Origin of the sequence: Azohydromonas australica DSM 1124 (assembly GCF_000430725.1) — a bacterium.
In the GTDB taxonomy this organism is placed as follows: domain Bacteria; phylum Pseudomonadota; class Gammaproteobacteria; order Burkholderiales; family Burkholderiaceae_C; genus Azohydromonas; species Azohydromonas australica.
Map to the genome: position 1 here is coordinate 53,105 of NZ_AUMO01000063.1, position 13,374 is coordinate 66,478.

Here is a 13,374-nt window from a genome sequence, read left to right on the forward strand (position 1 = left end):
TATGAGCACCCAGATTCGCAACATCGCCATCATCGCGCACGTCGACCATGGCAAGACCACGATGGTCGACCAGCTCCTGCGCCAGTCCGGCACCTTCGCCGAGCACGAGAAGGTGGTCGACACCGTGATGGACAGCAACGCGATCGAACGCGAGCGCGGCATCACCATCCTGGCCAAGAACTGCGCCGTGAGCTGGCAGGGCACGCACATCAACATCGTGGACACCCCGGGCCACGCCGACTTCGGCGGCGAGGTGGAGCGCGCGCTGTCCATGGTGGACGGCGTGGTGCTGCTGATCGACGCCCAGGAAGGCCCGATGCCGCAGACGCGCTTCGTGACCAAGAAGGCGCTGGCGCTGGGCCTCAAGCCCATCGTGGTCGTCAACAAGGTCGACAAGCCTGGCGCCAACTGCGACAAGGTCATCAACGCCGCCTTCGACCTGTTCGACAAGCTTGGCGCCAACGACGAGCAGCTGGACTTCCCCGTGGTCTACGCCTCGGGCATCAACGGCTGGACCTCGCTGGAAGAGGGCGCGCCCGGCGAGCAGTGGGGCCCTGACATGTCGGCCCTGTTCGACACCGTGCTCAAGCACGTGCCGGCGCACCAGGGTGACCCCGACGCGCCGCTGCAGCTGCAGATCTCGGCGCTGGACTACAACAGCTTCGTCGGCCGCATCGGCGTGGGCCGCGTCAACGCCGGCAAGATCAAGCCGGCCATGGACGTGCTGGTGATGGAAGGCCCGGACGGCAAGTCCTTCCGCGGCCGCGTCAACCAGGTTCTGACCTTCCAGGGCCTGGACCGCATCCAGGTGACGGAAGCCGGCCCGGGCGACATCGTGCTGATCAACGGCATCGAGGACATCGGCATCGGCGTCACGGTCACCGACCCGGCCAACCCGGCACCGCTGCCGATGCTCAAGATCGACGAGCCGACGCTGACCATGAACTTCTGCGTCAACAACTCGCCGCTGGCGGGCCGCGAAGGCAAGTTCGTCACCAGCCGCCAGATCTGGGACCGCCTGCAGAAGGAACTGCAGAGCAACGTCGCGCTGCGCGTGAAGGAAACCGACGAGGACGGCATCTTCGAGGTGGCCGGCCGCGGCGAGCTGCACCTGACCATCCTGCTGGAGAACATGCGCCGCGAGGGCTACGAGCTGGCCGTCTCCAAGCCGCGCGTGGTGTTCCGCGAGATCGACGGCGTGAAGATGGAGCCGATCGAGCTGGTGACGGCCGACATCGAGGAAGGCCACCAGGGCGGCGTGATGCAGGCGCTGGGCGAGCGCAAGGGCGAGCTGGTGAACATGGAGCCGGACGGCCGTGGCCGCGTGCGCCTGGAGTACCGCATCCCGGCGCGGGGCCTGATCGGCTTCTCCAACGAGTTCCTGAACCTGACCCGCGGCTCGGGCCTGATCAGCAGCCTGTTCGACGGCTACGAGCCCTTCAAGGGTGACGTGGGCGGCCGCAAGAACGGCGTGCTGATCTCCATGGACGACGGCGAGATCTTCACCTACGCCCTGGGCAAGCTCGACGACCGCGGCCGCATGTTCGTGAAGGCCGGCGACCCGGTGTACGAAGGCATGATCGTGGGCGTGCACAACCGCGACAACGACCTGGTCGTGAACGCCACGCGCACCAAGCAGCTGACCAACTTCCGCGTCAGCGGCAAGGAAGACGCGATCAAGATCACGCCGCCGATCGAGTGCACGCTGGAGTACGGCGTGGAATTCATCGAGGACGACGAGCTGGTGGAGATCACGCCGAAGTCGATCCGGCTGCGCAAGCGTCATCTGAAGGAACACGAGCGCAAGCGTGCTCAACGAGAAGGCGCCTAAAGCGCCTTCTCGCCTCGCCCGCTCGCGCTCTGCGCGCAGGGTGGGGCACCCCCAGCCCCCGCCAAGCGGGGGCTCCAGTCAGGATGACGCCCGGGCCGCTTACGCGGCCCTCTTTCATTGGGCTGCACCCTTGCTGCGACGGGGCGCTTTCTCCCTGTCTCGCTTCTGCCCGCAAACCTTTCACCAGTCATTGCCTGGAGCCGCTCTTATGACCCACCGCCAAGGCATTGCCACCATGCTGTTGGTCACCCTGCTGTGGAGCATTGCGGGGGTGGTGACCCGGCACCTGGACAGCGCGGCCAGCTTCGAGGTGACCTTCTGGCGCAGCGCCTTCAACGCGCTGGCGCTGGGCGTGCTGCTGGCGGTGCTGCGCGGGCCCCGCGTGGTGTGGGACACGCTGCGCTCGGGCGGGCGCACGCTGTGGCTGTCGGGCTTGTGCTGGAGCGTGATGTTCACCGCCTTCATGGTGGCGCTCACGCTCACCACGGTGGCCAACGTGCTGGTGACCATGGCGCTGGGGCCGCTCTTCACGGCGCTGCTGTCGCGCTTCGTGCTCAAGCACCGGCTGGCGCTGCGCACCTGGGTCGCCATCGTGCTGGCGGGCGCGGGCATCGCCTGGATGTACGGCAACGAGCTGCTGCACAGCGATTCGCACGCGCTGCTGGGCATCGGCGTGGCGCTGGCGGTGCCGCTGGCCGCGGCCACCAACTGGACGGTGCTGCAGTACAGCCGCCGCCGCGGCGCCACGCAGTCCGGTGGCGGGGACATGCTGCCGGCGGTGCTGATCGGCGCGCTGCTCTCGGCGGCCGCCACGCTGCCGCTGGCCGCCCCGTTCCAGGCCACGGGCTCCGACCTCGCCTGGCTGGCGCTGCTGGGCGCCGTGCAGCTGGCCGTGCCCTGCCTGCTGTGCGTGGCGGTGTCGCGCGTGCTGCACGCGCCGGAGATGTCGCTGCTGGGCCTGCTGGAAGTGCTGTTCGGCGTGCTGTGGGCCTGGCTCGGCGCGGGCGAGACGCCGGCGCCGTCCGTGCTGGCCGGCGGCACGGTGGTGCTGGGCGCGCTGGCGCTGGATGCGGCGCTGGGCTTGCGGCAGGGCGGGGGCGTCGCGGTGGAACGCCAGGCGGCCTAGGCACGCTGCTGCGGCAGCCGCTCAAGAAACGCGCTGGCCGTGCTGACCAGGTCCGCCATGCGTTCCCGCCGTTTCAAGGCCGTGTCGATCGCTGCGGCAGTGCTGCTGGCCGGCCTGCTGTTGCTGCTGGCGGGCATGCGCTCGGCCTTGCAGCAGGACGCGCTGTTCCGACGTGTCATGGCAGTTTGGTCACATCTGTCGCCCGGCGACGCCAAGGGCCCGGTGCAATTCAACCGCTACAACCAGCTGGTGGCCTATCCCGGCAAGGTGGAAATACCCCGCCCGGAAATCACCGGTCGGACCCTGGTGGTATTTGGACTTGGTCAGAGCAATGCCGCCAACAGCGGCGGCGAGCGCCACGAGGCAGTGGACGACCGGGTGCTCAATTACTGGAACGGCAAGACTTATCGCGCCGTCGATCCGCTGCTGGGCGCCTCCGGGCAATCGGGCAGCGTCTGGGTGGCCCTGGCCAACCGGCTGGTAGCGCGGCAGATGGCGGACCGGGTGATCCTGCTGGCGGCCGGCATCGGCGGCACGTCGGTGCAGGAATGGCGCAGGGGAGGCCGCCTGCACGCCATGCTGGAGGAAAGGCTGCTGGACGCCCGCCGCAACGGCCTGTTCGTCACGCATTTCCTGTGGCACCAGGGCGAGCAGGACCATCCCGCCGTTTCCCGGTCCAGGCTGGATATGGACCAATACAAGGAAGGCGTGGCCGAGGTCATCGAGCTGACGAAGCTCTATTTCCCGGAATCGAGATTCTTCGTGGCCCAAGCCAGCCGCTGTTCTCAAACGCCACCTTCCACCGAGCTGACGCAGGCGCAGGCCGCGCTGGCACGGCGGGAGGGCGTCTATCTGGGGCCGAATACGGACGATATTGGTCCGATGGACCGGTATGACGGCTGCCACCTGTCGGGCCGGGGTTTGGAAAAGCACGCGGCGGCCTGGGTGGATGCGTTGGCGCATCCGGCGAAGGAAATGCCGGGTAGCTCCGTCGTCAAGCCGAATCCCTGAGCGGACCCAGCCCGGGCCGAAGCCAACGCGTCCTGACCCGCTTGCGTGAAGCGGTGGACAAGCGGCCGTGAACGAATAGCCGCCTCCCGGCGCCGTCCCTTCCAGCCAGGGACAATCCCGCCCGTGAATTCCGCTGCCACTTCCTCCCCGATCTCCCCCTGGCGCCTGTCCGTCGCCCCCATGCTGGACTGGACCGATCGCCACTGCCGCTACTTCCACCGCCTCATCACGCGCCACACCCGGCTCTATACCGAGATGGTGACCACCGGCGCGCTGCTGCACGGCGACAAGCCGCGCCACCTCGATTTCAACGCCGAGGAGCATCCGCTGGCATTGCAGCTCGGCGGCAGCGAGCCGGCGGACCTCGCCGCCTGCGCCAGGCTTGCGCAGGACTGGGGCTACGACGAGGTCAACCTCAACTGCGGCTGCCCCAGCGAGCGGGTGCAGCGCGGCGCCTTCGGCGCCTGCCTCATGGCCGAGGCCGATCTGGTGGCTGAGGGCGTGAAGGCCATGCGCGACGCCGTCGGCATCCCGGTGACGGTGAAGCACCGCATCGGCATCGACCGCATCGAGTCCTACGACTTCGTGCGCGACTTCGTCGGCACCGTGGCCGAGGCCGGCTGCGAGGTGTTCATCGTCCATGCCCGCAACGCCTGGCTGCAGGGTCTGAGCCCCAAGGAAAACCGCGAGGTGCCGCCGCTGCGCTACGGCTTCGTGTACCAACTCAAGCAGGACTTCCCGCAGCTCACCATCGTGCTCAACGGCGGCGTGAAGGGCGACGACGAGATCGCCGAGCACCTGCGCCACGTGGACGGCGTGATGGTCGGCCGGCAGGCCTACCACGAGCCCTGGAGCATGGCGGACTGGGACGAGCGCTTCTACGGCGACGCGCCCGCGCCGCGCGACCGCGCCGACATCGAGCGCCTGATGGTCGAGTACATGGCGCGCCAGGCGCCGCGCGGCGTGGCCTGGTCGCACGTCTCGCGCCACATGCTGGGGTTGTGGAACGGCATGCCCGGCGCGCGCCGCTGGCGCCAAGTGTGGAGCGACCATCGCCTGAAGCAGGAGACGCCGCAGACGGTGTGGCGCCAGGCGCAGCGGCCCGCCGTGGCCGCCTGAACTGCCGCCAGCCGCTCATCTCCCAGCCCTGGCCTGCGCCAGGGGACAACTTCTCCACCCATTCCGGTGGCCGGGGCGGCCCGGTAAATGCCTAAGGCCGAGGCAGCCGGGCAGGACCGCGTGGGCGCCGTCCAGGCCGGCTGCAACACCGCCGCGGCCGTCCGCCGCGGGGTGGGTCATGGAGGAGTTGCAATGACAAAGTCCCAGCCGGCACGGCGGTCCATGCGCCTGGCGCAATGAGGCGGCGCACCATGTGGACCGTCCTGATCAGCGTGCTGGCCACGCTGGCCGTGGCCTTCGTGGCCATGAACCTGATGTCGGGCGAGAAGAAGATCCAGGAGCAGCTGGACCGCCTCTACGACACCGACGACCCGCAGTTCCGCCGCTCGATGAGCGTGCTGCTCGGCCCGCCGCTGCTCGAAGGCAACCGCGTGCAGGAGCTGCTCAACGGCGACCAGATCTTCCCGGCGATGCTGGAAGCCATCCACGGCGCCAAGCACAGCATCACCTTCGAGACCTTCATCTACTGGAAGGGAGAGATCGGCGACCGCTTCGCCGAGTCCCTGGCCGAGCGGGCGCGCTCCGGCGTCAAGGTGCACGTGCTGCTGGACTGGGTGGGCAGCATCAAGATGGAAGACCGCTACCTGCAGCAGATGAAGGACGCGGGCGTCGAGATCGAGCGCTACCACAAGCCGCACTGGTCGCACCTGGCGCGGCTGAACCAGCGCACGCACCGCAAGGTGCTGGTGATCGACGGGCACGTGGGCTTCACCGGCGGCGTGGGCATCGCCGACGAGTGGCAGGGCCAGGCGCAGGACAAGGATCACTGGCGCGACAGCCACTTCCGCGTCGAGGGGCCGGTGGTGGCGCAGATGCAGGCCGTCTTCGCCGACAACTGGATCAAGGCCACGGGCCGCGTGCTGCATGGCGACGACTACTTCCCGGCGCTGCCGCCTGCGGGCGAGCAGCCGGCGCAGATGTTCAGCAGCTCGCCCACGGGCGGCAGCGAGAGCATGCACCTGATGTATTTGCTGGCCATCACGTCGGCGCGCCACACCATCCACCTCTCCAGCAGCTACTTCGTGCCCGATAGCCTGGCGGTGCAGGCGCTGGTGGATGCGCGCAAGCGTGGCGTGCGGGTGCGCATCATCACGCCGGGCCCGAACATCGACACCGAGACGGTGCGGCGCGCCTCGCGCGCGCGCTGGGGCCCGCTGCTGGAGGCGGGCGTGGAGATCGCCGAGTTCCAGCCCACGATGTTCCATTGCAAGGTGCTGGTGGTGGACTCGCTGCTGGTGTCCGTGGGCTCCACCAACTTCGACAACCGCAGCTTCAGGCTCAACGACGAGGCCAACCTGAACGTGCTGGACGCCAACTTCGCGCGCCGGCTGGTCGCCGTCTTCGACCAGGACTGGCAGCGTTCGAAGCAGGTGAACTTTCAGGCGTGGCGGCAGCGGCCGTGGCCAGAGAAGCTCATCGAGCACGCCGCGGCGCTGCTGCGGACGCAGCTCTAGGCCGCGTCCGCGCCGGCCAGGTCGCCAGCAGCAGCCCGGCCAGCGCGAGCGCGCAGGCCACGGCATGCGCCGCCGTGAAGTGCTCGCCCAGCAGCAGCACGCCGATGGCCGCGGCGGAGAGCGGCAGCATCACCGTGAACACGCCCGCCTGCTGCGCCGGCACGCCCTTCAAGCCCTGCATCCACAGCCAGACGCTGACCATGCTGGCCGCCAGCGCATAGAACAGCAGCAGCGCCCAGGAGGCGGGCGCGACCCGCGTGAAATCGAAGCTCAGCGCCTGCCAGATCCCGAAGGGCGTCACCAGCAGCAGGCCCCAGACGTTGATCAGCGCGCTGATGCGACGCGGCGACAGGCTGGCCGTCAGCCGCTTGCCGATCACGACGTAGCTGGCCTCGCACAGCACCGCCGCCAGCAGCAGCGCATAGCCCCACCACGGCGCCGTGGCCGCACCGGGGGCATTGCGCGCGAAGGCCAGCAGCGCGATGCCGCCCACCGCGCAGGCGATGCCCAGCGCCGCGCGCGGCGTGATGCGCTCCTTGAGCAGCACCCACGACAGCAGCGCCACCGCCGCCGGGATGCCGGCCATGGTCACGCCCGCAGCCAACGCCGAGGTGGCCTGCACGCCGAAGAGCATGCAGATGGAAAAAAGGAAGTTGCCGAAGAAGCTCTGCGCGAACAGCAGCCGCTTTTCCGACGTGCCCAGCACCGCCTCGTCGGCCGGGCGCCTGATCCAGCCCGCCATCGCCACGGCCGCGATGCCGAAGCGCAGCCAGGCCAGCAGGAACACCGGGAACACCGCCACCAGCAGCTTGGACAGCCCGACATAGCTGCCGACCAGCGCCATGCTGGCAGCCAGCGACAGGACGGAAACCAGCGGGAGGTGCGTGGCGGCGCGGGGAGAGGAGGGAGACGACGAATCCAAGGCAGGGGCCCCAGGGAGCAAGGAACGGGCGCCGCAGTGTGCCCCAGCAGCGCGGCGGGCTCCTGGCGCGGCGGCAGTCCCCGGTGATGCAGCCAGGGGCACGGGCCACACGGCTGGTCCGCTCGCGGCCTGTCAATCCACTGGGCCGTCGCGCGGGGCAGGCAATTTCAAACTCAGTGTTTACCCCAGCACTGATTTTGAATTGAAGCCCTTCAGCGACCGGGATTTTCCTGAGTGCATCTTGTGGACCGGTGTGCGGCACCGCTCCCATCGCCAACACAGCCCGATTCCACAAGCTTGTTGAAGCTTGGCATGCGGCATGCAGAGATGCCGCGGATAACGGCCGATATTGCTGCGAAACAGAACACCGCTCGAAGCGGGAGACATCAGGCACGACTGAGTAAATCAATCCGTGGTCGGCGCGGGTTGGCCGGTCCGTGCCCAGAAAAAGCGGAAGAAGAAATGCAGTGTGAGGGGCACGCATGATGCGGTTTTCAATCCTTGGCGCACGCTGGCGCGGCCCCGTGCGCGCCGCTTGGACGCGGCTGCTGCTGCTGGTGCTTCTGGCCAATTTGGCAGGCCTGCTCGGCGCGACATCCGCCCACGCCGGCGTGATGAACCGGGAAACGATGGAAAAGGCTTTTCCGCCGCCCTTGATCGTCGGCGAAAAGGACCGCGACCTGCCCGTCTGGCCGATCCTGAAACAGGACGGCACGTCCACGCCCATCGTGGCCTATGTCTTCGAGTCCATCGATCTGGCGCCGATTCCGGGTTTCTCGGGCACTCCCTACAACCTCCTGGTCATGCTCGGCACCAAGGGGGAATTCATGGACGTGCGGGTGCTGTCGCAGCACGAGCCGGTATTCCTGGACGGCCTGGGCGAAGGCCCCATGCACCGCTTCGTCGACCAGTACAAGGGCCTGTCGCTGAAGCAGAACATCAAGATCGGTTCCAACCTCAACAGCGGCAACAAGGCCAGCAGTGCCAACGTCTTCATCGACGGCGTCGCCAAGGCCACCGCCTCGGTGCGCATCCTCAACCAGAGCTTGCTGGCGGCCTCGCTGAAAGTGGCCCGAGCCCGGATGGGTTATGCGGAAGGCCGCGACCCCGACCTCGTGGCGCACGTCCGGCCCGACGTCTTCGAGAAGATGGACTGGGACGCCCTGGTCAAGGCCGGCCTCGTCACCAAGAAAACCTTCCGCAATCGCGAGGTCGAGGCGGCCTTCAAGGGCACCGTGGGCGAGGGCCTGGACGAGGAAGGAACCAAGCACCAGGACGACCGCTTCGTCGACGTCTACGTCGCCTACCTGAACGTGCCGACCGTGGGCCGCAACCTGCTGACGCCGGCGGGCTGGAAATTCATGTCGTCGCGGCTGGAGGAGGGCGACCAGGCGCTGCTGCTGGTCGCCAGCGGCCGCTACTCGATGCTGGGCGAGGATTTCGTCCGGGGTGCCGTCCCCGACCGCCTGACGCTGCAGCAGCAGCATCTGCCGCTGGAAATCCGCGACCTGGATCTGGACGTGGATCTGAAACTCCCGCCCTCGCTGCAATCGGGCGAATGGCGGGCGTTCCGCGTCATCGCGCCGGCCGGGCTCGATCCGGCCCAGGCGTTGAATTTCAGCCTGCACGTCACGCGCAGCAAGGGCCAGATCTACCCGGAGCGGGTCACCAAGGCCTTTGGCTTCGACGCGCAATTGCCTGCTGACTATTTCGAGGCGGCCAGCACCAACGACAAGACCTGGCGCACGAGCTGGCGCACGCGCGTCGGCGAGCTGCTGGTGCTGGCCGCCGGCCTGGGTGTCCTGGCCTGGGCGCTGCGCAACCAGCTGTGGCTGTCGCAGAACCCGCGGCGCCTGGCCATGTTCCGCACCAGCTACCTGCTGTTTACCCTGGGCTTCATCGGCTGGTATGCGCAGGGGCAGCTGTCCATCGTCAATGTCACGGCGCTGATCCAGGCCGTGCTCGCCGGCCGCAACTTGGATTTCTTCCTGTACGACCCGATGACGGTCAGCCTCTGGGCCTTTGTCGTTATCACGTTTTTCGTGTGGGGGCGCGGCACCTTCTGCGGCTGGCTCTGTCCTTTCGGCGCTCTCCAGGAACTGGTGAACAAGGTGGTGACGCCGCTGCGCCTGCCGCAGCTGCGAATTTCGGACCGGACCGACGCGCGCCTGAAGAAACTCAAGTACGCCGTACTGGCGGCCATCGTGGTGTCGGCCTGCGTTTCCGTGCCCTGGACCGACCGCCTGGTCGAGGTCGAGCCTTTCAAGACGAGCATCACCCTGATGTTCGACCGCGCCTGGCCCTTCGTGGCCTGGGCCGGCGGCCTGCTGGCGCTGAGCGCGTTCGTCTACAAGGGCTATTGCCGCTATATCTGCCCGCTGGGGGCGGGCATGGCGATATTCGGGCGCCTGCGCCGTTTCGACTGGATCGCGCGGCGCACCGAATGCGGCACACCCTGCCAGCGCTGCCGCAATGACTGCGGCTACAAGGCCATCCGCAAATCGGGTGACGTCAATTACGACGAATGCTTCCAGTGCCTGGATTGCGTGGCCATTTTCCAGAGCGAGCAGTTGTGCGTGCCGCTGATCACGATGAACAAGAAATCCGGCCGCCGAATTCCCATTGCCGTGGCGGTGGAAAAACAAGCCGTGTCACCGGTCCAGGGGTGAAGCCATGAGACGTCGCGTATTTCTCCAATCTTCCCTGGGCCTGGGTGCGCTGGGCGCTTCAGCACCGGTCCTTGCGAACGCCGCCGCGGCGGAGCGCGGCGCGCTCCGGATGCAGTGGCGCGAGCGCAGCCTGATCGGCTTCGGGACCGTGCTGTCCCTGCGGGTGGCCCACGGCGATGCGGGCCAGGCCGACCAGGCCCTCGACGCCGCCGTGCGCACCGTCCGCCACGTCGAGGACCAGATGAGCCTGTTCAAGCCGGACAGCGCGCTCAGCCGCCTCAACCGCGACGGCGTACTGCGCGATCCGCATCCCGACCTGTTCCAGGTGTTCCAGCTGGCGCAAGGCATCTCGGCGCGCAGCAACGGCGCCTTCGACGTGACGGTGCAGCCCCTGTGGGCCGTGTTCGAGGCGGCCCAGCGCCGGGGCACGCTGCCGTCGGCCGCGGCCGTTGCGCAGGCTCGGGCTGCCGTTGGCTGGCGCAGCCTGCAAGTGTCGCCTCAGGAGATCCGCCTGGGCGAGCCCGGCATGGCCGTCACGCTCAACGGCATCGCCCAGGGCTTCGCGGCGGACCTGGTGCGCACCGGGCTGGAGGCCCGCGGCATCCGCCATGCGCTGATCAACACGGGCGAATGGACGGCGCTGGGCCGCCCCGGCGCCGACCGCCCCTGGCTGCTCGGCATTGCGGACCACCGGGAGGCGCAGGCCCTCATGGGCTGGCTGGCGATGGACGGCCGCAGCGTCGCGACCTCGTCCGACAACGAAACGACGTTCAGTGCGGACCACCGGCACCACCACATCTTCAACCCGCGCACCGGCTATTCCCCGGCCGAGCTGTCCAGCGTCACGGTCGCCGCCCCGAGCTGCGCCCTGGCGGACGCGCTGACCAAGGTGATGTTCAACGCCGGGCGGCAGGAGGCGCTGCGCCTGGCGCGGGAGTGGCGGGTGGATGTGCTGGTGGTAGACAAGGCGGGGAAGTGGTGGGCCAGTGAGGGGTTGAGGGTGCAGAGGGCGTGAAGTTGTGCTGGCGCCAGGCAGTGCAGCAATTTCTACCATGGGCAAAGTTCTGGCCAAGAACAGCAATAAATGGTGGCGGGGCGTAGGCCATACAACAGAACCGCATCGACATGCGTTGATAAATCGTGACTTGCATCACGCAGCGGCTTTGCTGGAGAGGTGAGCAAGGCAGGTTGTGTGTCGCAAGCGATTACGATTTGCCTATGGCGGTTGAGTTTGGCTTGCAGATATTTGGAACCAAAGACGAAGGTTTGATTCGGAATTGGCTAAAAATATCGATTTGCCATGATTGGTTGGGAGTTCCAGCTGGTCAGCAAGTCGTCGCTTTCCCTAAATGCTGTATTTTAATGTGGTATTTCAAACGGAGGGGTGAACGGTGAGTGACGAAATCGAGTTTGTAAAATCGGAGATACTTGACTATTTTCGAGAGCGTAACGCTGATGTGGGCCATGCCCTGCATGCGCCCGCCTTCAACTTTCAGCGAATAATGCGCTGGAACCCAAAACAGAAGGCGGCTTTAGACGAGGCTGTTGCGGAACTTATTGCAGATGGTCTTGTTGAGTCTGATGGTAGTACTGTAGTGCTTACTAAAAGGGGGGTAGATCTCATCTATTGAGGAGGAATGGTTTAATTAAAATGTTAAGCATAAAGGCGCCACAGAACTGTTGTAAAGTTGGCTTTAAGCAGCGCAGCGGTACCCATCACGGGTTACGTGAAAGTGGTGGGTTAACCGCGGCTAGTCTTTGAAGATCATTTTATGCAATCATGCATCCCCAATTCAAGCGCGTTTAATTGGATAATTGGTCCAGCAGGGCAATGCGTTAGCTTGATTGCCGAGGAAACTAGGATTGCATCGGTATTGCAGCGCGCTATTATTGCTCTATCCCACCAGGGGCCGTTGCTTGACATTGCGCGCCATCATGTCAAAGCAATAAATGGCAATAGCGAAGCCATCGATAGGCTTATCAATGAGCAGCGCGGTGGGCTTGGTGAATGGGCGGATGATCTCATAGCGGAAGATTTTGATCCAATTAATCGGCATGGAATCATCGGCATTTGGGTTGCGCTCGAAGTTGCGGTAGAGGACACGGTGGTTCTCATTTTGAGCAAAGATGCTTCCGCTCTTCAGTTACTGGCTGACGCCGGAGTTAGGTTGCCCCAATCTCTGTCTTCTCCGTTGACTGAAGCAGATGCGCGCCGTGTATATAAGCGGCTTGAGAGTTATTCGCGCAACAATCGTTCAGTGGCAGATGGCTATGCATATCTGTTATCCATTCTTCGTATTCCGTTTGCGTTGTCATCGGAGGTGATCAATTCACTCGCTGAACTTAACTACGTGCGCAATTGTCTTTTGCACCGAGCAGGTTTCGCCGATGAACGTTCAAGCACTGAAGCGCCGGATCTTGCACTCAGTTTGGGTGCGCCAATTAAAGTGCCTAGTGCGAGGTATCGTCACTACTTCGATTCGGCTGCAAAATTTGCTCAAGCGCTTCTGACTGGAGTTGTAAATAGTCCGTATGTCCGGCTCAAGTCTTAAAAAATCAATAACCTGTTGCCTTATATCTGGATCCAGCCCTGTTTCGAAGTTTAAGAGGTTTATATAAAATGACGATGGGTTTGTTGGAGGCGCACATGAGTGCCGTTGAGAACGCGATCTTGCAAACGTCTGGAATTCCGGCAAATGCTGGGCATTCGTTGCACAGAGGTACTCCTCGTGAAAATTTAATCGTGAACTTTTTGTCGTCTCATCTAAGTGAAAATATGGCAATTGGTTCTGGAGAAATATTTGACTTTCGCTCGAAGCCCAGAGAGCAGCGGAATCAATTTGATATAGTGATAGGACTTACGCAAAAGTTTGATAGAAAATCATAGAAATCCCATGAATTAATTTCAACTTGAACTTCTTGAAAGCATAGATCATAGTTTTGTCTTTCACTAGGCGGCGACATGAATCCATCCCGCGTGGACTACTGTCAGTTCCTGTTATCGAGTCAGGTCAACTTCACCTTGACGCACTATGCCGAGCATCATGCCCACTTCAGCCATGACGCCCTCAATCGGTATTTGAACGGCGAGCGCATCACATCACGCATCATTTGGGAAAACATTCGGCCGCACGTGATTCCCAGCGCTCATGGCTATCTGATTTTTGACGATACCGTACTCG

Annotated in this window: 11 protein-coding genes and 1 pseudogene; 11 read left to right on the plus strand and 1 reads right to left on the minus strand. The window is 64.8% G+C overall.

Annotated features, from left to right (window positions below; all coding sequences use genetic code 11):
* Position 1 precedes the first annotated feature (1 nt).
* From typA to cls, 5 genes are all read left to right on the plus strand, one after another.
* Entirely contained in the window at positions 2-1,831 is a 1,830-nt protein-coding gene (gene typA / locus H537_RS0110700) for a translational GTPase TypA (protein WP_028997914.1), read from the plus strand.
* 208 nt (positions 1,832-2,039) lie between these two features.
* Positions 2,040-2,957, plus strand: a complete 918-nt coding sequence (locus H537_RS42270) for a DMT family transporter (RefSeq protein WP_051242350.1) — start codon at positions 2,040-2,042, stop codon at positions 2,955-2,957.
* Positions 2,958-3,014: 57 nt separating this feature from the next.
* Positions 3,015-3,968 carry a sialate O-acetylesterase gene (locus H537_RS0110710; protein WP_028997915.1) on the plus strand — a complete coding sequence of 318 codons (954 nt, stop codon included), beginning with the start codon at positions 3,015-3,017 and terminating at the stop codon, positions 3,966-3,968.
* 180 nt (positions 3,969-4,148) lie between these two features.
* Positions 4,149-5,087, plus strand: coding sequence for a tRNA dihydrouridine(20/20a) synthase DusA (gene dusA, locus H537_RS0110715; protein WP_051242352.1), 939 nt, complete (start codon positions 4,149-4,151; stop codon positions 5,085-5,087).
* Positions 5,088-5,338: 251 nt separating this feature from the next.
* Complete coding sequence (cls, locus tag H537_RS0110720) at positions 5,339-6,601, plus strand: cardiolipin synthase (protein ID WP_028997917.1); 1,263 nt, start codon at positions 5,339-5,341, stop codon at positions 6,599-6,601.
* Here cls and H537_RS0110725 read toward each other — a convergent pair.
* Complete coding sequence (locus H537_RS0110725) at positions 6,561-7,445, minus strand: DMT family transporter (protein WP_051242353.1); 885 nt, start codon at positions 7,443-7,445, stop codon at positions 6,561-6,563. The genes cls and H537_RS0110725 overlap by 41 nt on opposite strands.
* 602 nt (positions 7,446-8,047) lie before the next feature.
* Between H537_RS0110725 and H537_RS0110730 the strand changes: the two genes are divergently transcribed.
* The 6 genes and pseudogenes from H537_RS0110730 to H537_RS52575 all read left to right on the plus strand — a co-directional run.
* On the plus strand, positions 8,048-10,192 hold the full coding sequence (locus H537_RS0110730; RefSeq protein ID WP_043458542.1) for a 4Fe-4S binding protein: 2,145 nt from the start codon (positions 8,048-8,050) through the stop codon (positions 10,190-10,192).
* Positions 10,193-10,196: 4 nt separating this feature from the next.
* Positions 10,197-11,207 (plus strand): FAD:protein FMN transferase, encoded by a 1,011-nt coding sequence (locus H537_RS0110735; protein ID WP_028997920.1) that lies wholly within the window; start codon positions 10,197-10,199, stop codon positions 11,205-11,207.
* A 376-nt stretch (positions 11,208-11,583) separates the two neighbouring features.
* Complete coding sequence (locus tag H537_RS52560; RefSeq protein WP_156901602.1) at positions 11,584-11,823, plus strand: hypothetical protein; 240 nt, start codon at positions 11,584-11,586, stop codon at positions 11,821-11,823.
* Between the two features lie 210 nt (positions 11,824-12,033).
* The gene (locus H537_RS52565) at positions 12,034-12,744 is read left to right on the plus strand and encodes a hypothetical protein (protein ID WP_156901603.1); all 711 of its coding nucleotides are present in this window, start codon (positions 12,034-12,036) and stop codon (positions 12,742-12,744) included.
* A gap of 95 nt (positions 12,745-12,839) precedes the next feature.
* Positions 12,840-13,079: a DUF6602 domain-containing protein gene (locus H537_RS52570; RefSeq protein ID WP_156901604.1), complete on the plus strand. Its 240-nt coding sequence runs from the start codon at positions 12,840-12,842 to the stop codon at positions 13,077-13,079.
* Between the two features lie 75 nt (positions 13,080-13,154).
* Positions 13,155-13,374: pseudogene (locus H537_RS52575) on the plus strand (IS701 family transposase); the annotation flags it as partial.

Excerpts from the sequence above, each read along its gene's own strand:
- typA (WP_028997914.1), top strand. The coding sequence starts at position 2 with ATGAGCACCCAGATTCGCAACATCGCCATCATCGCGCACGTCGACCAT.
- H537_RS42270 (WP_051242350.1), top strand. The coding sequence starts at position 2,040 with ATGACCCACCGCCAAGGCATTGCCACCATGCTGTTGGTCACCCTGCTG.
- H537_RS0110710 (WP_028997915.1), top strand. The coding sequence starts at position 3,015 with ATGCGTTCCCGCCGTTTCAAGGCCGTGTCGATCGCTGCGGCAGTGCTG.
- dusA (WP_051242352.1), top strand. The coding sequence starts at position 4,149 with ATGCTGGACTGGACCGATCGCCACTGCCGCTACTTCCACCGCCTCATC.
- cls (WP_028997917.1), top strand. The coding sequence starts at position 5,339 with ATGTGGACCGTCCTGATCAGCGTGCTGGCCACGCTGGCCGTGGCCTTC.
- H537_RS0110725 (WP_051242353.1), bottom strand. The coding sequence starts at position 7,445 with ATGGCGCTGGTCGGCAGCTATGTCGGGCTGTCCAAGCTGCTGGTGGCG.
- H537_RS0110735 (WP_028997920.1), top strand. The coding sequence starts at position 10,197 with ATGAGACGTCGCGTATTTCTCCAATCTTCCCTGGGCCTGGGTGCGCTG.
- H537_RS52570 (WP_156901604.1), top strand. The coding sequence starts at position 12,840 with ATGAGTGCCGTTGAGAACGCGATCTTGCAAACGTCTGGAATTCCGGCA.